The organism is Enterobacter sp. Bisph1 (assembly GCF_000814905.1).
GTDB lineage: Bacteria > Pseudomonadota > Gammaproteobacteria > Enterobacterales > Enterobacteriaceae > Kosakonia.
In genome coordinates this window covers 1-21,612 of record NZ_JXAG01000047.1, presented here as the reverse complement: position 1 = coordinate 21,612, position 21,612 = coordinate 1, and the positions used below count along the sequence as shown (strand labels likewise).

Genomic DNA, 21,612 nt, shown 5'->3' with positions numbered 1-21,612 from the left:
GGTGCGGTCAACGGCGAAGGGCGGATGATTTTCAAAGAGCCGAAAACCGACAGCGGACTGAAACGCTCGGCGCGCGGTCTGCTGCGCGTGGAACGTGATGCGCAGGGCGAGCTGCAACTGCATGATGAACAGAGCCGGGAGCAGGAGCAGGGCGGTGAGCTGAAAACCCGCTTCCTGGACGGTAAGCTTTACCAAACTGAGCACTTCGAACAGATTCGCCAGCGTCTGGCCAGCCAACAATAACCCTCTGCCATCGGCGGTACGCCTGTACCGCCAGCTTCCATAAAACTTTTCTCGCCTGTTGAAACTGATCTACATCACGAATTGTTTTATTGATTATTACTCTCAGGCTAACGATTCGCCCTCCTGCTTAATTGATGACTTTCTCACCAGCGCGCACACTGAACTTAGTGTTAAGCAAGTCAAAATGATGAGCTGAATCAGGAGGTTAATAATGTTATCTGGGCAAACGCCAGCAACGGTATGGAACACGCGGCGCAGCGAGAAACAGCGCCGCCTGGCGTCCATTCCCGTACAGGGCAAGGTATTGCCGACCGGCGACCTCGTCGCCATGCTGGAAAAACTGATCGCACCGGGCGACCGTGTGGTACTCGAAGGCAACAACCAAAAGCAGGCGGATTTTCTCTCCCGCTCGCTGGCGGAAGTCAACCCACAAAAAGTCCACGACTTGCATATGATTATGCCAAGCGTCGGACGCAGCGAACATCTTGATATTTTTGAAAAAGGTATCGCCCGTAAGCTGGATTTCTCCTTCTCCGGGACGCAGAGCCTGCGCATTTCGCAGCTTCTGGAAGATGGCCTGCTGGAAATCGGTGCCATTCATACTTACATCGAACTTTACTCCCGCCTGTACGTTGACCTGAGCCCGAATGTGGCGCTGATTGCCGGTTATAAAGCCGACCGCAAAGGCAACCTCTATACCGGCCCAAGTACCGAAGATACCCCAGCGCTGGTAGAAGCCGCTGCTTTTCGCGACGGCATCGTTATCGCTCAGGTTAATGAACTGGTTGATGAAGAGTGCGATCTGCCGCGCGTCGACATTCCCGGCTCGTGGATCGACTACGTGGTAGTGGCTGACAAACCCTTCTTTATCGAACCGCTGTTTACCCGCGATCCGCGTCTGATCAAGCAGGAACACATCCTGATGGCGATGATGGCCATTAAAGGCATCTACGCAGAACATCAGGTGCAGTCCCTTAACCACGGTATCGGTTTTAACACCGCCGCGATTGAGCTGCTGCTGCCGACCTACGGCGAACAGCTCGGCCTGAAGGGCAAAATCTGTAAACACTGGACCCTGAACCCGCATCCGACGCTGATCCCGGCGATTGAAAGCGGCTGGGTGGAGAGCGTGCACTGCTTCGGCGGCGAACTGGGGATGGAAGAGTATATCCGCGCCCGCCCGGACGTTTTCTTCACCGGTTCCGACGGTTCAATGCGTTCCAACCGCGCTTTCTGCCAGTTAGCGGGCCAGTACGCGGTGGATATGTTTATCGGTTCGACGTTACAGGTCGATGGCCTGGCGAACTCTTCCACCGTTACTCGCGGTCGTCTCTCTGGTTTCGGCGGTGCGCCGAATATGGGCCACGATCCGCACGGCCGCCGTCATGCGACGCCCGCCTGGCTGAACATGATCACCGAGCCGGATCCCATGCAGCGCGGGAAAAAGCTGGTGGTACAAATGGTTGAGACCTTCCAGGCCGGTGCAAAACCGACCTTCGTGGAAAAACTCGACGCCGTCGAAGTAGCAAAAACCTCCGGTATGCCGCTGGCCCCGGTGATGATTTATGGCGATGACGTGACCCATGTGCTGACGGAAGAGGGGATTGCTTACCTCTATCGTGCGGAAAGCCTCGAAGAGCGCCGTGCCATGGTAGCGGCCGTCGCAGGTATCACCGATATCGGTCTCGGCGTCGATGCCAAACGCGTCGCTGCGCTGCGTAGCAGCGGCAAAGTGGTCTACCCGGAAGATATGGGCATTCGTCGCACCGACGCCACCCGCTCACTGCTGGCTGCCAGCAGCGTCGCGGATCTGGTGGAGTGGTCCGGCGGTCTTTATAACCCACCTGCGAAATTCCGGAGCTGGTAATGAAACTTCTGCCACGGATTGATGCTGAAGGCGGTGCCGAATGGCTGGCACGAGCCGCCACGCTGTGTCTGATTGACGAAGCGCGCTTAAGCCCGAAGCCCGGTCTGGTGGACAGTCGGGGGAACGGCGCGCACCACGATTTAACGCTCGAACTGATGGAGCGTTCTGCCTATAGCCTGACCCCCACGTTTCAGGCACTGGCGCAACAAAGCTGGCAACGTCCAGCGGATGTGGCGCTCAGACAAACCATCGGGCGAATTGGTCGCGAAGGCGAGCAGCAGATGATGGCCGCCACCGGCGGGGTAAATACCCATCGCGGCGCGATTTGGGCGCTGGGGTTGCTGGTGAGTGCCGTCGCGATGTCCGGCGGTAATAACACGGCAGCAGCGATTGCCTCAAGCGCCGCAAAGCTGGCGCAACTGCCGGATGATGCCGCACCCAAGACCTTCAGCAAAGGTCTGCGCGCGACGCACCGTTACCGGGTGCCGGGCGCACGTGAAGAGGCGCAGCAAGGCTTTCCGCACATCGTCAAGCTGGCGCTGCCGCAGCTACAACACAGTCGCCAGCGTGGCGGCAGTGAAGAGCAGGCAAGGCTCGATGCGCTAATGGCGATCATGACCTCCCTAAGCGATACCTGCGTGCTTTCACGCGCCGGGCTGGAAGGGCTGGAAACCATGCGCCAGGGCGCACACGCGGTGCTGCAAGCCGGAGGTGTCGCCACGCAGGCCGGTCAGCAGGCGTTAGCGGAACTCGATGCGCGGATGCTGGCCCTTAACGCGTCGCCGGGCGGCGCGGCAGATTTACTGGCTGCGACACTGTTTCTCGATCGCGTCACGACGCCCTATTTAGCGAATTAAGAGGAAGTTATGGAACACATCACGATAACCGTGCCTGCCGGCCGCGAATTACGCGGTAAAGCACTGGCGGGCGTTGTGGGCTCCGGGGATATGGAGGTGTTATTCACCGCCGCCCAGGGGCAAACATTGACCATTGAGATCACCACTTCCGTGGATAACAGCCGCGGACGTTGGGAAGCGCTGTTCAACCGCTTAGGACTGGTGAGCACGCTGCCGGCAGGCAAGCTTGTGATCCACGATTTCGGCGCGACGCCCGGTGTGGCGCGCATCCGTATCGAACAAGTATTCGAAGAGGTGAGCTATGCGTGACGATCGCAGTTTTATCGAATTAAAAGCGCGTCAGCGCGCCCATGCGCTACTCGACGAAGGTAGCTACCGCGAACTGCTGGATCCCTTTGAAGGCATTATCTCGCCGTGGTTAGGGCCGCAGGGCATTGTCCCCCAGGCCGATGACGGCATGGTGGTCGCCAAAGGCACCATCAACGGCCAGCCCGCAGTGGTTGTGGCAATCGAAGGCGCGTTTCAGGGCGGCAGTATGGGCGAAGTCTCCGGCGCGAAAATGGCGGCAGCCCTTGAACTGGCGGCGGAAGACAACCGTAACGGCATTCCTACTCAGGCGGTGCTGTGCCTTGAAACCGGCGGCGTACGTTTGCAGGAAGCCAATCTTGGGCTGGCAGCGATTGCCGATATTCATGCGGCGATTGTCGATCTGCGTCGTTACACCCCCGTAGTCGGCATTGTTGCCGGGACGGTCGGCTGCTTCGGCGGCATGTCTATCGCCGCCGCGCTGTGCAGCTATCTGATTGTGACCCGCGAGGCGCGTCTTGGTCTCAACGGTCCGCAGGTTATCGAACAGGAAGCCGGTATTGACGAGTACGACTCCCGCGATCGCCCGTTTATCTGGAGCATGACCGGCGGCGAAGTGCGCTACCACAGCGGGCTGGTTGATGCGCTGGTTGGCGACGGCGTGAATGCGGTGAAACAGGCGATGAACGAGGCGATTGCTAAAGGCGTGCCGGTAAAACATCGCACCGATAACTACAACGACTATCTGCAACGTCTGACCCATTTCGACATCCGTAAACAAGCGGATGCAGAACAGATCAGCGCGTTGTTTGCCGGGGAGGGTAAAGCATGAATACAACAGTGAGCCGCGGCGCGTTATGGCTGGAAAAACTGGCGCCAAACGCCCAGCGTTTGAGCGGACTGTGCCCGTCCGTTCAGGCGGTGGATGGCAATATTAACGGTGAAGCGGCGCGTTTTATCGCCGTCGTGCCGGATGCGAACAACCATTACCCACGGGCGGCAAAAGGCGAAGTGGGTCTACTGGAAGGCTGGACGCTGGCAAAAGTAGTGAGCGAAACCGTCGCCGCCGATGCCAACAGCAGTGTTAAGCGTCCAATCATCGCGGTAATTGATGTGCCAAGTCAGGCCTACGGTCGCCGCGAAGAGGCGTTTGGTATTCACCAGGCGTTAGCCGGTGCGGCTGCGGCCTATGCCAATGCGCGTCTGGCGGGCCATCCGGTGATTGGCTTGATTGTCGGTAAAGCGATGTCCGGCGCGTTTCTGGCCCACGGTTATCAGGCCAACCGTCTGATCGCCTTTAACGATTCTGGCGTGCTGATCCACGCGATGGGTAAAGCCTCTGCGGCGCGCATCACTTTGCGTTCTGTTGAAGCGCTGGAAAAACTGGCGGCCACCATTCCGCCGATGGCCTATGACATTAGCAACTATGCCACGCTGGGCCTGCTGGCGGATCTGCTGGATATCAGCAACCCGGATGCGCCAACAAATGCCGACCTGGCGCAGGTGCAGAAAACCTTACAACAGGCCATTAACGACGCGCGTCAGGACACCACCTTGAAAAACCGTCTCGGTGCTGACAACCGCCGCAGCTCCGCTCTTGTGCGCGAACGCATGAAGGCGAGCTGGTAACTATTTAGAAACCTGCCAGATAGCAACACATGGGCGCGCGTGTCGCGCCCGGAAAAACGTTGCTGCTGAAAATAATAACCATCGCACCCAAAGGTTTTGAACGCTGAATTCTTCGCTGTTTATCAAGGTGGTAACGCAGCGCATTGCCGGAAGCTTAACGAATTAAGTTTTCACAATGAGCACGGGTTACCCACTGTGTGCAGGCGAAGGATGAGGTGATTTCTTTATTTCTTACAGGTGATTTATGACTTATGTAATTGTTCATGCCCTCGCACCGATTTTTGTCATCATGCTGCTGGGTTTCTGGGCGGGAAAGGCCAAAATGGTCGACAACAAAAACGTTTCCCTGCTCAATATCTTCGTAATGGATTTCGCCCTGCCCGCCGCGTTGTTTAGCGCTACCGTACAGACGCCCTGGACCGGCATTCTTGCCCAGTCACCGCTGATTGTGGTGCTGACGCTGTCGATGTGGATCACCTACGCCGCGATCTATTTTCTGGCAACTACCGTGTTTAAAAAATCACCGCAGGATGCGGCGGTGCTGACGCTCACCGTCGCGCTGCCGAACTATGCAGCACTTGGCCTGCCGATTCTGGGCAGCGTGCTGGGGGAAGGCTCATCGACCTCTCTTTCCGTTGCGGTCTCTATCGCCTGCGGCTCGGTACTGATGACGCCGTTCTGCCTGCTGATCCTTGAACGTGAAAAAGCACGCGCAGAGGGCGGCAATACCGGCTCTACGCTGGCGATGTTGCCGGTGTTGATGTGGCGCTCGGTGAAAAAACCGATTGTCTGGGGACCGCTGCTGGGTGTCGTGCTTTCCGCTATTGGTATCAAAATGCCGGAGCTGGTTCTCTCCGCCATTAAACCTCTTGGCCTTGCGGCAACGGCTGCGGCGCTGTTCCTGACCGGTGTGATCCTCTCGGCGCGTAAGCTTTCGATCAATACCATGGTTATTTCCGCGACCATTACCAAACTGCTGATCCAACCGGCGATTGCCTGGGGCATTGTGCTGGTATTGGGTCTGCATGGCTCTGTGGCGATCACCGCTATTTTGATGATTGCGCTGGCGGCGGGTTTCTTCGGCGTGGTATTTGGTAACCGCTTTGGCGTGCAATCACCGGATGCAGAAGCTGTGCTGCTGTTGAGCTCCGTGCTCTGTATCCTGTCGCTGCCGCTGTTTATTTCGCTGACGTCAGGAATGTAAGTATGAATACAACATTACGCCCGCACGATCTTCTCTGGCTGCGTTCACAAGAAGCGCTGGAAGAGGTCAATGAGCCCTGGGTCGCACAGACCTGGCACGCTGGTTTACCGCTGGTGGTGCGGCGTGATGTTGAAAATGCAGGGCGCATCCCCGTTGGCGTGCGCGGCCTGCGCCGGGACCAGCGCGCAGCGGGGTGGGTAAAGCCTGAAGCTGTAGTGCGCGTTGTTTCGCCGGAACAGCTTGTCGCACCGCAGACACTGCTGGCTTCGCCGTTTATCTCCCAGCCGCCGGTACAGCTCACGCTGCAACTGGCGCACTTTAGCTGGCCGTGGATATGGGGTGTAACGGGCAGCACCGGCTATGCGCTGGCGACCGGGATCCCGGTTATCCATGCCACAAGCGATCTCGACCTGCTTATTCGCGCACCTGAACCGCTGGCGGCAAACGATCTGGCTCGCTGGCAACAACAAACAAGCAGTGGCCTATGCCGGGCAGATACCCAGGTTGAAACACCCAACGGTGGTTTCGCCTTAGCGGAGTGGCTACGCGATGGGCGCGTAATGTTGAAAACTAACCATGGGCCTCGGCTGGTCAGCGATCCGTGGTACAGGGAGGCGTAATGAAAATATTGTTCACTTTTCCGGGGCAGGGAACACAACGGCCGGGCATGTTGCAAGGGCTGCCGGGCAGGGAGCTGGAAGAGGCCCGCGCGGTGCTGGGCGCAGAAGTTAATACCCTTGATAGCGCCGAGTCGCTAAAACACACCCGAGCGGTACAGCTGGCACTGCTGATTGCGGGTGTCGCCTGGGCGCGTGAATTACAGCGCAGGGATGTTAAAGCCGATATTGTTAGCGGTCTGTCGATTGGCGCTTATCCGGCGGCGGTCATCGCGGGTGCGCTCGAGTTTCAGGATGCGTTATGGCTGGTGGCGCTGCGTGGCGATTTGATGGAGCAGGCATATCCGCACGGTTACGGCCTGACGGCAATTATGGGTTTGACGTTGCCGACGGTGGAAACGCTGATTGAAGATAGCGGAGCCTATATCGCCAATCTGAATGCGGAAACGCAGATTGTTATCGCCGGGAGCGACGAGGCAATGGCGCAGGTTGCGCAGCGCGCGCTGGCAAAAGGGGCCAGCAAGGCGCAACGTCTGGCGGTTAGCGTACCTTCTCACTGCGCACTGCTGGCAGAACCGGCCGCAAAACTGGCACAGGCATTTACCGCGGTAACCCTTCGCAGGCCGCAGTGCGCATACTTAAGCGGCAGCACCGGGCGCGTATTATGGCAGCCGGAGAAGATTGCCGACGATTTAGCGTGGAATATGGCGCGTACTGTTCGCTGGCAAGAGGCGGTGGTTGCGGCGAATGAGCGTGAGGCGCGGCTGGCGATTGAGATGCCGCCGGGTGGGATCCTCACCTGCCTGACCCGCCAGGCGGCATGGAATGGCGAAACCATTTCACTGGAGCGCAGCGGCGCAGATGTGGCCGTTCATCTGGCGAACCGCCTTAGGGCGCAGGGGTAATATTTTCCTGCAGGCTGCGGGCGTACATGCGGCTTTCCGCCGCCAGCGCCAGCAGGTTAGGGTCGCGCTCGCGGTTGCGGGAAAAGACAACGGCAATGAGCTGCTGCATCTGATACGGCTCAGCGAGGCGTAACATCTGCACTGAACCTTCGTAGACCTTCTTCATTCTTCCCGGCATCAGGGTAAATCCAACGCCCGCCTGAACCAGGCTCAGCATCGAGAAGATGTCATTAACGCGGGTGACAATCTCCGGCTCAAAACCGGCAATATGAAACGCTTCCTGAAACCCGGCATAGGTGGCGAAACCCTCGGCGAGGGAGACAAACTTTTGCGTACGGTAGTCGCGCAAGTCAGCTAACGCATCGGTTTTCAGCGTTGCGCTCGCCGGCGCGGCAAGAAAGATGTCGTCATGAAACAGCGGCAGTACTTCGAGGTTGTTACGATCGATTTCGCTTTCGGAAATGGAGATCAGAATGGCATCCAGCACGCCCTCTTCGAGCATATGCAGCAGCGCCTCATTAGATCCCATGGTGAGATCCATCTCCAGATCAGGGCGACGCAGTTTCATCCCCATGATCAATCGCGGTACGGTTTCCAGCGTCAGGGAGTAGAGCGTGCCCACGCGTAAACGCCCCTGACCGACGCCTGCGGTTTTACGCGCTTCATCCAGCCCACGCTCCATTAGCTGCATGACTTCCTGGCAATACTCCAGTAGCGTCCACGCCGCGGGCAGCGGGAGCAGGTTACGGCCTTTATGAACAAACAGCGGGCAGCGAACATTCTCTTCCAGCGTATGCAGCGCGCGATGCACGCTTACGCCGCTGAGATTCAGCGCTTCGGCAGTGCGCGCAATATTGCCTTTGTCCATAAAGGCCATAAAGATAGTGAGCTTGCGAAACGTAATGTCGTTGTTGATATCCAGATTCATAAGCTCCCTCGCCGCCATGAGTTACTCCCCTTGCAGCATCGTCTCCAGCTGTTCATGGGCGTCCAGCCAGGCCATTTCGCACTCTTCGAGCCCTGACTTCGCTGCCGCTTGCTGATGCAGGCAGGCGGTGAGCTCCGCTTTGCGGCTCTGATCGTACAGCCCGCTGTCGCCGAGCTTCTCTTCGGCTTCCGCTAGCTGCGCATTCCATTTTTCCATCTCTTTTTCCAGCCGGGCGATCTCTTTACGCAGCGGCTGGGTTTGCGTGCGCAGTTCTGCTTCGCGACGCTTCTGATCTTTGCGCGCCTGGGCGCTGTTGGCGCTCTCTTTGGCCGTTGCGTCCGCAGGCTGGCTCTCCTGTTTTTGCACCTCGCTCAGCCACTGCTGATAATCCTCCAGGTCACCTTCAAACGGTTCGACTTTGCCGTCGTGTACCAGATAGAGATCGTCGGTGGTGGAGCGAATAAGATGGCGGTCGTGCGAAACGACAACCAGCGCGCCTTCAAACTCAATTAGCGCTTCGGTCAGCGCCTGGCGCATATCCAGATCGAGGTGGTTGGTCGGTTCATCGAGCAGCAGCAGGTTCGGGCGTTGCCAGACAATGAGGGCCAGCACCAGGCGGGCCTTTTCGCCGCCGGAGAAGCGCTCAGTCACTTCCGTCACTTTATCGCCCTGAAAACCAAAACCGCCGAGGTAATCCCGCAGCTTCTGCTCCAGCTCCTGTGGCGCCAGACGCGCCAGGTGCTGTAACGGCGATTCATCGGCGCGTAAAAACTCCAGCTGATGCTGAGCGAAGTAGCCAAGCTTGATACCTTTCGCCAGTCCGATTTCGCCGCTCTGCGCCGCCAGTTCACCGGCCAGTAACTTTATCAGCGTCGATTTACCGGCACCGTTACGCCCCAGCAGGCCAATACGTGAACCCGGCACCAGATTCAGTTTAATGGCGTTGAGAATGGTGCGATCGCCGTAACCCGCGCTCACTTTCTCCATTTTCAACAGTGGATTAGGCAAACTCTCCGGCGGGCGGAAGCTAAAGTGGAACGGGTTATCCACATGCGCGGGCGCAATCAGCTCCATACGTTCGAGCATTTTGATACGGCTCTGCGCCTGCTTCGCTTTACTGGCTTTGGCTTTAAAGCGGTCGATAAAGCTTTGCAGATGGGCAACGCGCTGCTGCTGACTCTCATAAGTGGCCTGCTGCTGGGCGAGGCGCGTGGCGCGCTGGCGCTCAAACGAACTGTAGTTGCCGGTGTATTCGAACAGGCTTTGCTGCTCAATATGCAAAATTTTGTCCACCACCGGATCGAGAAAATCACGGTCGTGGGAGATAAGGATTAACGTGCCCTGGTAGCTTTTCAGCCACTTCTCCAGCCAGATCACCGCATCAAGATCGAGGTGGTTGGTCGGTTCATCGAGTAGCAGCAAATCGGAACGGCAAATCAGCGCCTGGGCGAGGTTTAAACGCATGCGCCAGCCGCCGGAAAAATCACTTACCGGGCGTTCAAGCTGCTCGTTACTGAAACCCAGACCGTGCAACAAGCTGGAGGCGCGAGAGCGAATCGTCCACGCCTCAATCGCGTCCAGCTTACCGTGCACCGTGGCGATAGCGTGCCCGTCATTACGCTCGTTGGCGGCGTTCAGCTCGGCTTCAAGCCGACGGTATTCGCGATCGCCATCAATGACATAGTCGATAGCCGCTTCGTTAAGAGCCGGCGTTTCCTGATTTACCCATGCCAGTTGCCATGTGCCAGGAAAGGTGAAACTTCCGCCATCGGCACCTATCTCGTTTTTCAACAACGACAGCAGGGTCGATTTACCACAGCCGTTTTTACCCACCAGGCCTACTTTCTGGCCCGGGTTAATGGTGGCTGAAGCGTTATCCAGCAGGACACGCACGCCGCGACGAATTTGTAACGAGGAGAAAACAATCATAAGGCGCCGTATGTTCAGACTATGTTAATTTGTCATTATGATAATGTAAGAGCGCGTCCAGGTGGCACGCCAGGGCCGCAATGGTAGCCCAAAACGAAGACGATAGACAAAATCATTCTGGCAGCGACGGTAAGCTTGCCGGAGTTTGACGCCCGGGAGGGGAATGATGTCGCAGACAGCGAAGGTGTTGCTGCTTTATGCCCATCCGGAATCACAGGACTCGGTAGCGAACCGGGTTTTGCTTAAGCCGGCAATGCAGCTGCAAAACGTAACGGTGCACGATCTGTACGCCCGTTACCCCGACTTTTTTATTGATATTCCGCGCGAACAGGCGTTGCTGCGTGAGCACGATGTCATTGTTTTTCAGCACCCCCTTTACACCTACAGCTGTCCGGCGCTGCTCAAAGAGTGGTTTGACCGCGTCTTGAGCCGCGGCTTTGCCAGCGGTATTGGTGGGAACGAACTGGCGGGAAAGTACTGGCGCAGCGTGATCACCACCGGCGAGCCGGAGACTGCCTATCGCCACGATGGGCTTAATCGCTACTCCCTGAACGATATTTTGCGTCCCTATGAACTGACCGCCGCCATGTGTCATATGCACTGGTTAAGCCCGATTATTGTTTACTGGGCGCGCAGGCAGCCGCCAGAGAAGCTGGCGAATCACGCAAAAGCCTATGGCGAATGGCTGGCGTCGCCGCTGCCTGCAGGAGGACGATAATGGAAGGTTCCGCACTGTTACTGGCCGGTGTGCTGTTTCTTTTCGCTGCGGTGGTCGCTGTTCCCCTTGCCGCCCGTTTAGGCATTGGTGCCGTGCTGGGTTACCTGCTGGCGGGGATCGCCATTGGCCCCTGGGGATTAGGGTTTATCAGCGACGTCGATGAGATCCTCCATTTTTCTGAGCTCGGCGTGGTGTTCCTGATGTTTATCATCGGGCTCGAGCTGAATCCACGCAAGCTGTGGGAGTTGCGTCGTTCGATCTTTGGCGTCGGTGCGGCGCAGGTGCTGTTTAGCGCGGCAATCCTCGCCGGGCTGCTGATGCTGACGCAGTTCTCCTGGCAGGCTGCGATCATCGGCGGTATTGGTCTGGCGATGTCCTCCACGGCGATGGCGCTGCAGCTTATGCGCGATAAAGGGATGAACCGTAACGAAGCCGGGCAACTTGGTTTTTCGGTGCTGCTGTTTCAGGATCTGGCGGTGATCCCGGCGCTGGCGCTGGTGCCGCTACTGGCGGGCAACGGCGATGAGCATCTCGACTGGATGAAAGTAGGGATGAAAGTGATGGCTTTCGCCGGCATGTTGATTGGTGGGCGTTATCTGCTGCGCCCGCTCTTCCGCTTTATTGCTGGTTCCGGCGTGCGCGAGGTGTTTACCGCCGCAACGCTTTTACTGGTGCTGGCCTCGGCGCTGTTTATGGATGCGCTGGGATTATCGATGGCGCTGGGAACCTTTATTGCTGGCGTGCTGCTGGCGGAAAGCGAATACCGCCACGAACTGGAAATCGCTATCGAACCCTTTAAAGGGTTGCTGCTGGGGCTATTTTTTATCTCCGTTGGTATGGCGCTGAACCTGGGCGTGCTTTACACCCATCTTTTATGGGTAGTAATGAGTGTGGCGGTGCTGGTGGCGGTGAAAACGGCGGTGCTGTACGGCCTGGCGCGCGTCTATGGATTGCGCAGTTCAGAACGTATGCAGTTTGCCGGTGTATTAAGCCAGGGGGGAGAGTTCGCCTTCGTTCTCTTCTCTTCGGCCTCTTCGCAACGCTTGTTCCATAATGATCAAATGGCGCTGCTGTTAGTGACCGTCACGCTGTCGATGATGACCACGCCGTTGCTGATGCGATTTATCGATAAAAAACTCTCCCGGCGTTTTAACACCCCGGAAGATGAAGATGAAACGCCGTGGGTGGATGACGATAAACCGCAGGTGATTGTGGTGGGCTTTGGGCGTTTTGGTCAGGTTATTGGCCGTCTGTTAATGGCCAATAAGATGCGTATTACGGTGCTGGAGCGGGACATCAGCGCCGTTAACCTGATGCGTAAATATGGCTATAAAGTCTATTACGGCGATGCGACGCAGGTGGAGCTGCTGCGTTCGGCGGGCGCCGAGGCGGCGCAATCTATCGTGATCACCTGTAACGATCCGCTGGATACCATGAAGCTGGTGGAGATTTGCCAGCAACATTTTCCAAATCTGTCGATCCTCGCCCGAGCACGCGGGCGTGTTGAAGCCCATGAACTGTTGCAGGCGGGCGTCACGCAGTTTTCCCGTGAAACCTTCTCCAGTGCGCTGGAGCTGGGGCGCAAGACGTTAGTTACGCTGGGGATGCATCCCCATCAGGCTCAGCGTGCGCAACTGCACTTTAAACGTTTAGATATGCGCATGCTGCGTGAGCTGATGCCGGTGCATACGGATACGATCCAAATTTCCCGTGTGCGCGAGGCGCGACGCGAGCTGGAGGAGATTTTCCAGCGTGAAATGCAGCAAGAGCGTCGTCAGCTTGATGGCTGGGACGAGTTTGAATAAGGGGAATCGAATGGCTGTACGAAAACGTTTTATCGCCGGTGCCGTTTGCCCGGCTTGCCAGGCGAAGGACTCAATGGCCATGTGGCGTGAGAATAATGTCGATATCGTTGAGTGTGTTAAGTGCGGACATCAGATGCGTGAAGCGGATAAAGAAGCCCGCGAGCACGTACGCAAAGACGAACAAGTGATTGGGATTTTTCATCCGGACTAGCGAGATCGGGCAGCTTTTTTTAAGCTAAAGGGTACACAGGTGCAGAATTCCGTTACAATCTGCGCCAGTAATTTTCCCACGCTCAGGAGATATCATGAAAGTAGCAAAAGACCTGGTGGTTAGCCTGGCCTATCAGGTACGTACAGAAGACGGTGTATTGGTTGATGAGTCTCCGGTGAGTGCGCCGCTGGACTACCTGCACGGTCACGGTTCCCTGATCTCCGGTCTGGAAAACGCGCTGGACGGTCACGAAGTCGGCGACAAATTCGATGTGGCTGTTGGCGCAAATGACGCTTACGGTCAGTATGACGACAACCTGGTGCAGCGTGTACCTAAAGACGTCTTTATGGGCGTTGATGAGCTGCAGGTTGGCATGCGTTTCCTGGCGGAAACCGACCAGGGTCCAGTACCGGTAGAGATCACCGAAGTTGAAGACGACCACGTTGTTGTCGACGGCAACCACATGCTGGCGGGTCAGAACCTGAAGTTCAACGTTGAAGTTGTCGCTATCCGCGAAGCGACCGAAGAAGAACTGGCTCATGGCCACGTTCACGGTGCGAATGGTCACGATCATGATCACGACCACGATCATGATGGCTGCTGCGGCGGTCACGGCCACGATCACGGTCACGACCACGGTAAAGGTGGTTGCGGCGGTAACGGCGGCTGCGGTTGTCACTAATATAACGCAGCGTTTTTCGCACAGCCGAATCGCCGTACGAAAAACATAGCGTAACGAAAAAGCGGGGAAACCCGCTTTTTTTTCGTCTCAATAATGAGGCGGCGGTGTCTCTTCAGCAGGGGAGGCCAAATGCGAAGGCTGGCTCGCTTTCAGTTTTTCCGCCATTAAACGCAGATGTTCACGCAGCTTCGCCATTTCAAGCTCGTGGGCGACAACCGTCTGGTTGAGTTCCTCGATGGTCATCTCCTGAAAAGCCAGTCTGCTTTCCAGCTCCGCCAGTCGCGCTTCTAAATTTAAGTCTTGCATACTTCACCTCGGGGTTGCGTCCGGCTCGGTTGTTATTAAACGGACGAATTTTACTGCACTTTTGCGGCGGGTACAGCACAGACAAAGAAAAGCAGAAACTTATTTAAACAAAAATAGTCTCAAAACAGGTGAATTCAGAGAGCATGGTTATGTTGATTTCCACCACAACGCTTTATAGTACGTCTCTTACATTATTTGTTTAACCCTGGGGCGAGATGCCCCGGCCCCTGGAGAAATGGATGAAATCACTGTTTAAAGTCACGCTGCTGGCGACTACCATGGCCGTCGCCCTTCATGCGCCGATCTCTTCCGCCGCCGATACCGCTGCAAAGAAAGAGCCGGCCGCAGCAGCTGACAGCAAAGCGGCATTTAAAAATGACGACCAGAAATCTGCCTATGCGCTGGGCGCATCGCTGGGCCGCTATATGGAAAATTCCCTGAAAGAGCAGGAAAAACTGGGTATCAAACTGGATAAAGCCCAGCTGATCGCCGGTGTTCAGGACGCGTTTGCCGATAAGAGCAAACTGAGCGACCAGGAGATCGAACAGACCCTGCAGGCGTTTGAAACCCGCGTGAAAACCGCCGCGCAAGATCGCATGGAAAAAGACGCTACCGAGAATGAAACGAAAGGCAAAGCCTTCCGTGACACCTTCGCAAAAGAGAAAGGTGTGAAAACGTCTGATACCGGTCTGCTGTACAAAGTAGAGAAAGAAGGTACCGGCGATGCGCCGAAAGACAGCGACACTGTCGTCGTTAACTACAAAGGTACGCTGATCGACGGTAAAGAGTTCGATAACTCCTATACCCGCGGTGAGCCGCTCTCCTTCCGTCTTGATGGCGTTATCCCTGGCTGGACCGAAGGCCTGAAAAACATCAAGAAAGGCGGCAAGATCAAGCTGGTTATCCCACCGGCACTGGCTTACGGTAAAACCGGCGTTCCGGGTATCCCGGCAAACTCCACGCTGGTCTTCGACGTAGAGCTGCTGGATATTAAAGCCGCACCGAAAGCGGATGCCGCAGCGCCAGAAGCTGCTCCGGCAGCGGGCGATAAAGCCGCAGACGCACCGGCAGCGGATGCCAGTAAGAAATAAAACTGCAAAAGCGCCGCCTTCGGGCGGCGTTTTTTTTTGCGCCAGGGATATAATTCTGGAAAGCTTAACCTACGATGTATTAATTTATATCCCCATATAAATAATGAGCCTGCCCTGAAAACATAACGACAGGCTCCTGAAAAGGAGTGTTTTTTTTCATGTCCAGGTCGCTATTAACCAACGAAACCAGTGAGCTTGATTTGCTGGATCAACGTCCTTTCGATCAGACCGACTTCGACATCCTCAAATCCTATGAAGCGGTGGTGGACGGGTTAGCGATGCTCATTGGTAGCCATTGTGAAATCGTTCTGCACTCCCTGCAGGATTTGAAATGTTCTGCAATCCGCATTGCCAATGGCGAACATACGGGGCGTAAAATTGGTTCGCCCATTACCGATCTTGCTCTGCGCATGCTGCATGATATGACCGGTGCCGACAGCAGCGTATCGAAGTGCTATTTCACGCGCGCTAAAAGCGGCGTGCTGATGAAGTCAGTGACAATTGCTATCCGTAACCGCGATCATCGTGTGATTGGACTGCTGTGCATCAACATGAACCTGGATGTACCGTTCTCGCAAATCATGAGCACTTTTGTACCGCCGGAAACGCCGGACGTCGGTTCCTCCGTCAACTTTGCCTCCTCGGTAGAAGATCTGGTGATGCAAACCCTGGAGTTCACCATTGAAGAGGTCAACGCCGATCGTAACGTTTCTAACAATGCCAAGAATCGCCAGATTGTGCTGAACCTTTATGAGAAAGGCATCTTTGATATCAAAGACGCTATCAATCAGGTTGCCGACCGCCTCAACATTTCGAAGCACACCGTTTATCTCTACATCCGCCAGTTTAAAAGCGGCGATTTTTCCGTACAGGATCGTTAATGCGTTTCGCCCTGATGGTCACCGGCCCGGCTTACGGTACGCAGCAGGCCAGCAGCGCCTACCAGTTTGCACAGGCGTTACTGAATGCCGGACATACGCTGGCCAGCGTCTTTTTTTATCGTGAAGGCGTAAGCAATGCCAACGCGCTTACCGCGCCTGCCAGCGATGAGTTTGACCTGGTGCGCGCCTGGCAGCGTCTGCATGATGAACATCAGGTTGAATTGCATATCTGCGTGGCGGCCGCGCTGCGTCGCGGCATTGTGGATAATGTTGAAGCGCAACGGCTGGCGTTGAACAGCGCCAATTTACAACCGGGATTTTCTTTGACCGGCCTCGGTGCGCTGGCGGAAGCCGCGCTCACTTGCGATCGGGTAGTTCAGTTCTGATGAAACGCATCGCCTTTGTCTTTACTTCTGCACCCCACGGCTCCTCTTCCGGCCGGGAAGGGCTCGATGCGCTGCTGGCTACCTCGGCGTTAACTGATGATATCGGCGTGTTTTTTGTCAGTGACGGCGTATTCCAGCCGCTGGCTAATCAGCAACCGGCGGCGGTGCTGGCGCGCGATTACATCTCCACCTTTAAAGTCCTTGCGCTGTATGACATCGATTCATGCTGGCTGTGTGCGGCCTCTTTGCGCGAGCGTGGATTAGGTGAGGAGACGGCGTTTGTCCTTCCCGCTCAGCGCCTGGAACCCCAGGCGCTAAGTGAAAAGCTTGCCAGCTACAGTGTTATTCTGACCTTCTGAGGCGCGTATGCTGCATACTATGTCCCGATCTCCCTGGCAGTGCGATATGGCGGCGATGCTACGTTTGATGAACCCTGGCGACGATCTCTTGCTGCTCTCGGATGGCGTGACGGCCGCGCTTAAGCAGGGCCGCTACATTGAGTTACTGCTAAATGCCCCCATTAAGGTGCACGTGCTGAAAGAAGATATCGCTGCGCGTGGGCTGGATGGTCAAATTTCGCACAGCGTCGTCAAGGTTGACTATAATGATTTCGTTAGCCTGACGGTGAAAAACGCCGTTCAGCTACATTGGTAGTGTGTGATCGCTGTATATTTCTTGACACCTTTTAAGCACAGCCATAAAATTCTGCGTCCTCATATTATATGAGGTCGTTTTATTACGTGTTTACGAAGCAAAAGCTAAAACCAGGAGCTATTTAATGGCAACAGTTAACCAGCTGGTACGCAAACCACGCGCTCGCAAAGTTGCAAAAAGCAACGTGCCTGCGCTGGAAGCATGCCCGCAAAAACGTGGCGTATGTACTCGTGTATATACTACCACTCCTAAAAAACCGAACTCCGCGCTGCGTAAAGTATGCCGTGTTCGTTTAACCAACGGTTTTGAAGTGACTTCCTACATCGGTGGTGAAGGTCACAACCTGCAGGAGCACTCCGTGATCCTGATCCGTGGCGGTCGTGTAAAAGACCTCCCGGGTGTTCGTTACCACACTGTACGTGGCGCGCTCGACTGCTCCGGTGTTAAAGACCGTAAGCAATCTCGCTCCAAATACGGCGTGAAACGTCCTAAGGCTTAATGGTTCTCCGTTAAGTAAGGCCAAACTGTTTTAACTAAATGTCAAACTAAACTCTATGAGTTTTGGACAATCCTGAATTAACAACGGAGTATTTCCATGCCACGTCGTCGTGTGATTGGTCAGCGTAAAATTCTGCCGGATCCGAAGTTCGGATCAGAACTGCTGGCTAAATTTGTAAACATCCTGATGGTAGACGGTAAAAAATCTACTGCAGAAACAATCGTATACCGCGCGCTGGAGACCCTGGCTCAGCGCTCTGGTAAAAATGAACTGGAAGCTTTCGAAGTAGCTCTCGAAAACGTGCGCCCGACTGTCGAAGTTAAGTCTCGCCGCGTTGGTGGTTCTACTTATCAGGTTCCGGTTGAAGTCCGTCCGGTTCGTCGCAATGCCCTGGCAATGCGTTGGATCGTTGAAGCTGCTCGTAAACGCGGTGATAAATCCATGGCTCTGCGCCTGGCGAACGAACTTTCTGATGCTGCGGAAAACAAAGGTACCGCAGTTAAGAAACGTGAAGACGTTCACCGTATGGCCGAAGCCAACAAGGCGTTCGCACACTACCGTTGGTAATCCCTTCGGAGTGATAGTCACCAGGCGGGCGCTTCCAGTAAGTCGCCCGCCGTTTGGCAACTTAAATCTGAACGCCTAAAGAGACAAACGAGGAATCAAATGGCTCGTACAACACCCATCGCACGCTACCGTAATATCGGTATCAGCGCGCACATCGACGCCGGTAAAACCACGACTACCGAACGTATTCTGTTCTACACCGGTGTAAACCACAAAATCGGTGAAGTTCATGACGGCGCCGCAACCATGGACTGGATGGAGCAGGAGCAGGAGCGTGGTATCACCATTACCTCCGCAGCGACTACTGCATTCTGGTCTGGTATGGCGAAGCAGTATGAACCGCATCGCGTTAACATCATCGACACCCCGGGGCACGTTGACTTCACCATCGAAGTAGAACGTTCCATGCGTGTTCTTGACGGTGCGGTAATGGTTTACTGCGCCGTTGGTGGTGTGCAGCCGCAGTCTGAAACCGTATGGCGTCAGGCAAACAAATATAAAGTTCCGCGCATCGCGTTCGTTAACAAAATGGACCGCATGGGCGCTAACTTCCTGAAAGTTGTTGGTCAGATCAAATCCCGTCTGGGCGCGAACCCGGTTCCGCTGCAGCTGGCAATTGGTGCTGAAGAAGGTTTCACCGGTGTTGTTGACCTGGTGAAAATGAAAGCCATCAACTGGAACGATGCAGACCAGGGCGTAACCTTCGTATACGAAGATATCCCGGCTGAGATGCAGGACCTGGCTGAAGAATGGCACCAGAACCTGATCGAATCCGCTGCTGAAGCTTCTGAAGAGCTGATGGAGAAATACCTGGGTGGTGAAGAACTGACTGAAGAAGAGATCAAAAAAGCTCTGCGTCAGCGCGTTCTGAATAACGAAATCATCCTGGTAACCTGCGGTTCAGCGTTCAAGAACAAAGGTGTTCAGGCGATGCTGGATGCGGTAGTTGACTACCTGCCATCCCCGACTGACGTACCGGCGATCAACGGTATGCTGGACGACGGTAAAGATACTCCGGCTGAGCGTCACGCAAGTGATGAAGAGCCGTTCTCTGCGCTGGCGTTCAAAATCGCTACCGACCCGTTCGTAGGTAACCTGACCTTCTTCCGCGTTTACTCCGGTGTGGTTAACTCTGGCGATACCATCCTGAACTCCGTGAAATCTGCACGTGAGCGTTTCGGTCGTATCGTACAGATGCACGCTAACAAACGTGAAGAGATCAAAGAAGTTCGCGCGGGCGACATCGCTGCTGCAATCGGTCTGAAAGACGTGACCACCGGTGACACTCTGTGTGACCCGGATCACCCGATCATTCTGGAACGTATGGAATTCCCGGAACCGGTAATCTCCATCGCGGTAGAACCGAAAACCAAAGCTGACCAGGAAAAAATGGGTCTGGCTCTGGGCCGTCTGGCGAAAGAAGACCCGTCATTCCGCGTATGGACTGACGAAGAATCCAACCAGACCATTATCGCCGGTATGGGTGAGCTGCACCTCGACATCATCGTTGACCGTATGAAACGTGAGTTCAACGTTGAAGCGAACGTCGGTAAACCTCAGGTTGCTTACCGCGAAGCGATTCGTGCGAAAGTTACCGATATCGAAGGTAAACACGCTAAACAGTCTGGTGGTCGCGGTCAGTACGGTCATGTTGTTATCGACATGTACCCGCTGGAGCCGGGCTCTAACCCGAAAGGTTACGAGTTCATCAACGACATCAAAGGTGGTGTAATTCCTGGCGAATACATCCCTGCCGTTGATAAAGGTATCCAGGAACAGCTGAAATCTGGTCCGCTGGCGGGTTACCCGGTAGTTGATCTCGGCGTGCGTCTGCACTTCGGTTCTTACCACGACGTTGACTCCTCTGAACTGGCGTTTAAACTGGCTGCGTCTATTGCCTTTAAAGATGGCTTTAAGAAAGCAAAACCAGTTCTGCTTGAGCCGATCATGAAGGTTGAAGTAGAGACTCCGGAAGAGAACACCGGTGACGTAATCGGTGACCTTAGCCGTCGCCGTGGCATGCTGCGCGGTCAGGAATCTGAAGTGACTGGCGTTAAGATCCACGCTGAAGTACCGCTGTCTGAAATGTTCGGATATGCAACTCAGCTGCGTTCTCTGACCAAAGGTCGTGCGTCTTATACGATGGAATTCCTGAAGTATGATGATGCGCCGAACAACGTTGCTCAGGCCGTAATTGAAGCCCGTGGTAAATAAGCCGCAGGGTTAAAACCAAAGTCCCGTGCTCTCTCCAAAGAGGGAGAGCACTATAGTAAGGAATAAAGCCGTGTCTAAAGAAAAATTTGAACGTACAAAACCGCACGTCAACGTCGGTACTATCGGCCACGTTGACCATGGTAAAACTACTCTGACCGCTGCAATCACTACCGTTCTGGCAAAAACCTACGGTGGTTCTGCTCGCGCATTCGACCAGATCGATAACGCGCCGGAAGAAAAAGCACGTGGTATCACCATCAACACGTCTCACGTTGAATATGACACCCCGTCTCGCCACTACGCACACGTAGACTGCCCGGGCCACGCCGACTATGTTAAAAACATGATCACCGGTGCTGCGCAGATGGACGGCGCGATCCTGGTTGTTGCTGCGACTGACGGCCCGATGCCGCAGACTCGTGAGCACATCCTGCTGGGTCGTCAGGTAGGCGTTCCGTACATCATCGTGTTCCTGAACAAATGCGACATGGTTGATGACGAAGAGCTGCTGGAACTGGTTGAGATGGAAGTTCGTGAACTGCTGTCTCAGTACGATTTCCCGGGCGACGACACCCCGATCGTACGTGGTTCTGCTCTGAAAGCGCTGGAAGGCGACGCTGAGTGGGAAGCGAAAATCATCGAACTGGCTGGTCACCTGGACTCTTACATCCCGGAACCGGAACGTGCGATTGACAAGCCGTTCCTGCTGCCGATCGAAGACGTATTCTCCATCTCCGGTCGTGGTACCGTTGTTACCGGTCGTGTAGAGCGCGGTATCATCAAGGTTGGTGAAGAAGTTGAAATCGTTGGTATCAAAGATACCGCGAAATCAACCTGTACCGGCGTTGAAATGTTCCGCAAACTGCTGGACGAAGGCCGTGCTGGTGAGAACGTTGGTGTTCTGCTGCGTGGTATCAAACGTGAAGAAATCGAACGTGGTCAGGTACTGGCTAAGCCGGGTTCCATCAAGCCGCACACCAAATTCGAATCTGAAGTGTACATCCTGTCCAAAGACGAAGGCGGCCGTCATACTCCGTTCTTCAAAGGCTACCGTCCGCAGTTCTACTTCCGTACAACTGACGTGACTGGCACCATCGAACTGCCGGAAGGCGT

The 21,612-nt window shown here is 55.4% G+C and carries 24 protein-coding genes and 1 pseudogene; 22 read left to right on the top strand and 3 right to left on the bottom strand.

Going from position 1 to position 21,612, the window contains the following annotated elements:
- From RW65_RS15535 to mdcH, 9 genes and pseudogenes are all read left to right on the top strand, one after another.
- Positions 1 to 243, top strand: a pseudogene (locus RW65_RS15535) (nicotinate phosphoribosyltransferase); the annotation flags it as partial.
- Positions 244 to 454: 211 nt separating this feature from the next.
- Entirely contained in the window at positions 455 to 2,110 is a 1,656-nt protein-coding gene (mdcA, locus tag RW65_RS15530) for a malonate decarboxylase subunit alpha (RefSeq protein WP_039057690.1), read from the top strand.
- On the top strand, positions 2,110 to 2,967 hold the full coding sequence (locus tag RW65_RS15525) for a triphosphoribosyl-dephospho-CoA synthase (protein WP_039057689.1): 858 nt from the start codon (positions 2,110 to 2,112) through the stop codon (positions 2,965 to 2,967). The genes mdcA and RW65_RS15525 overlap by 1 nt, the downstream gene beginning before the upstream one ends.
- Before the next feature lie 9 nt (positions 2,968 to 2,976).
- Positions 2,977 to 3,276, top strand: a complete 300-nt coding sequence (mdcC, locus tag RW65_RS15520) for a malonate decarboxylase acyl carrier protein (RefSeq protein ID WP_039057688.1) — start codon at positions 2,977 to 2,979, stop codon at positions 3,274 to 3,276.
- Complete coding sequence (locus tag RW65_RS15515) at positions 3,269 to 4,105, top strand: biotin-independent malonate decarboxylase subunit beta (RefSeq protein WP_039057687.1); 837 nt, start codon at positions 3,269 to 3,271, stop codon at positions 4,103 to 4,105. The genes mdcC and RW65_RS15515 overlap by 8 nt, the downstream gene beginning before the upstream one ends.
- Positions 4,102 to 4,902 (top strand): biotin-independent malonate decarboxylase subunit gamma, encoded by an 801-nt coding sequence (gene mdcE, locus RW65_RS15510; RefSeq protein ID WP_039057686.1) that lies wholly within the window; start codon positions 4,102 to 4,104, stop codon positions 4,900 to 4,902. The genes RW65_RS15515 and mdcE overlap by 4 nt, the downstream gene beginning before the upstream one ends.
- Positions 4,903 to 5,146: 244 nt before the next feature.
- Entirely contained in the window at positions 5,147 to 6,106 is a 960-nt protein-coding gene (locus RW65_RS15505; RefSeq protein ID WP_039057684.1) for an AEC family transporter, read from the top strand.
- Positions 6,107 to 6,108: 2 nt separating this feature from the next.
- On the top strand, positions 6,109 to 6,726 hold the full coding sequence (locus tag RW65_RS15500) for a malonate decarboxylase holo-ACP synthase (RefSeq protein WP_039057683.1): 618 nt from the start codon (positions 6,109 to 6,111) through the stop codon (positions 6,724 to 6,726).
- A complete protein-coding gene (gene mdcH, locus RW65_RS15495; RefSeq protein ID WP_039057682.1) occupies positions 6,726 to 7,628 on the top strand; it encodes a malonate decarboxylase subunit epsilon in 903 nt (300 codons plus the stop codon). Before RW65_RS15500 ends, mdcH begins: the two co-directional genes overlap by 1 nt.
- Here mdcH and RW65_RS15490 read toward each other — a convergent pair.
- The gene (locus RW65_RS15490) at positions 7,612 to 8,556 is read right to left on the bottom strand and encodes a LysR family transcriptional regulator (protein ID WP_039057867.1); all 945 of its coding nucleotides are present in this window, start codon (positions 8,554 to 8,556) and stop codon (positions 7,612 to 7,614) included. The two genes, mdcH and RW65_RS15490, sit on opposite strands and share 17 nt — an antisense overlap.
- A 21-nt stretch (positions 8,557 to 8,577) precedes the next feature.
- On the bottom strand, positions 8,578 to 10,485 hold the full coding sequence (locus tag RW65_RS15485; protein WP_039057681.1) for an ABC transporter ATP-binding protein: 1,908 nt from the start codon (positions 10,483 to 10,485) through the stop codon (positions 8,578 to 8,580).
- A gap of 166 nt (positions 10,486 to 10,651) precedes the next feature.
- Between RW65_RS15485 and kefG the strand changes: the two genes are divergently transcribed.
- The 4 genes from kefG to slyD all read left to right on the top strand — a co-directional run bounded on the left by kefG (position 10,652) and on the right by slyD (position 13,901).
- The gene (kefG, locus tag RW65_RS15480; protein ID WP_039057680.1) at positions 10,652 to 11,203 is read left to right on the top strand and encodes a glutathione-regulated potassium-efflux system ancillary protein KefG; all 552 of its coding nucleotides are present in this window, start codon (positions 10,652 to 10,654) and stop codon (positions 11,201 to 11,203) included.
- Positions 11,203 to 13,008 carry a glutathione-regulated potassium-efflux system protein KefB gene (gene kefB / locus RW65_RS15475; protein ID WP_039057679.1) on the top strand — a complete coding sequence of 602 codons (1,806 nt, stop codon included), beginning with the start codon at positions 11,203 to 11,205 and terminating at the stop codon, positions 13,006 to 13,008. The genes kefG and kefB overlap by 1 nt, the downstream gene beginning before the upstream one ends.
- A gap of 10 nt (positions 13,009 to 13,018) precedes the next feature.
- Positions 13,019 to 13,219: a YheV family putative zinc ribbon protein gene (locus tag RW65_RS15470; RefSeq protein ID WP_017459891.1), complete on the top strand. Its 201-nt coding sequence runs from the start codon at positions 13,019 to 13,021 to the stop codon at positions 13,217 to 13,219.
- A gap of 94 nt (positions 13,220 to 13,313) precedes the next feature.
- Positions 13,314 to 13,901, top strand: a complete 588-nt coding sequence (slyD, locus tag RW65_RS15465) for a peptidylprolyl isomerase (protein WP_039057678.1) — start codon at positions 13,314 to 13,316, stop codon at positions 13,899 to 13,901.
- Between the two features lie 87 nt (positions 13,902 to 13,988).
- Here slyD and RW65_RS15460 read toward each other — a convergent pair whose 3' ends face one another.
- The gene (locus RW65_RS15460) at positions 13,989 to 14,207 is read right to left on the bottom strand and encodes a protein SlyX (RefSeq protein WP_039057677.1); all 219 of its coding nucleotides are present in this window, start codon (positions 14,205 to 14,207) and stop codon (positions 13,989 to 13,991) included.
- Between the two features lie 239 nt (positions 14,208 to 14,446).
- Between RW65_RS15460 and fkpA the strand changes: the two genes are divergently transcribed.
- The 9 genes from fkpA to tuf all read left to right on the top strand — a co-directional run.
- The gene (gene fkpA / locus RW65_RS15455; RefSeq protein ID WP_039057676.1) at positions 14,447 to 15,298 is read left to right on the top strand and encodes an FKBP-type peptidyl-prolyl cis-trans isomerase; all 852 of its coding nucleotides are present in this window, start codon (positions 14,447 to 14,449) and stop codon (positions 15,296 to 15,298) included.
- A gap of 158 nt (positions 15,299 to 15,456) precedes the next feature.
- On the top strand, positions 15,457 to 16,179 hold the full coding sequence (locus RW65_RS15450; protein WP_017459895.1) for a helix-turn-helix transcriptional regulator: 723 nt from the start codon (positions 15,457 to 15,459) through the stop codon (positions 16,177 to 16,179).
- Entirely contained in the window at positions 16,179 to 16,565 is a 387-nt protein-coding gene (gene tusD, locus RW65_RS15445) for a sulfurtransferase complex subunit TusD (protein WP_039057675.1), read from the top strand. The genes RW65_RS15450 and tusD overlap by 1 nt, the downstream gene beginning before the upstream one ends.
- Positions 16,565 to 16,924, top strand: coding sequence for a sulfurtransferase complex subunit TusC (tusC, locus tag RW65_RS15440; RefSeq protein ID WP_039057674.1), 360 nt, complete (start codon positions 16,565 to 16,567; stop codon positions 16,922 to 16,924). The genes tusD and tusC overlap by 1 nt, the downstream gene beginning before the upstream one ends.
- Positions 16,925 to 16,931: 7 nt before the next feature.
- Entirely contained in the window at positions 16,932 to 17,219 is a 288-nt protein-coding gene (gene tusB / locus RW65_RS15435) for a sulfurtransferase complex subunit TusB (protein ID WP_039057673.1), read from the top strand.
- A 124-nt stretch (positions 17,220 to 17,343) separates the two neighbouring features.
- Positions 17,344 to 17,718 carry a 30S ribosomal protein S12 gene (rpsL, locus tag RW65_RS15430; RefSeq protein ID WP_003023654.1) on the top strand — a complete coding sequence of 125 codons (375 nt, stop codon included), beginning with the start codon at positions 17,344 to 17,346 and terminating at the stop codon, positions 17,716 to 17,718.
- Between the two features lie 96 nt (positions 17,719 to 17,814).
- Positions 17,815 to 18,285 carry a 30S ribosomal protein S7 gene (gene rpsG, locus RW65_RS15425; protein WP_039057671.1) on the top strand — a complete coding sequence of 157 codons (471 nt, stop codon included), beginning with the start codon at positions 17,815 to 17,817 and terminating at the stop codon, positions 18,283 to 18,285.
- 99 nt (positions 18,286 to 18,384) lie between these two features.
- Positions 18,385 to 20,499 (top strand): elongation factor G, encoded by a 2,115-nt coding sequence (gene fusA, locus RW65_RS15420; RefSeq protein WP_039057670.1) that lies wholly within the window; start codon positions 18,385 to 18,387, stop codon positions 20,497 to 20,499.
- Positions 20,500 to 20,569: 70 nt separating this feature from the next.
- Positions 20,570 to 21,612: elongation factor Tu (tuf, locus tag RW65_RS15415; RefSeq protein ID WP_039054661.1), on the top strand; the 1,043-nt coding region annotated here is incomplete at its 3' end.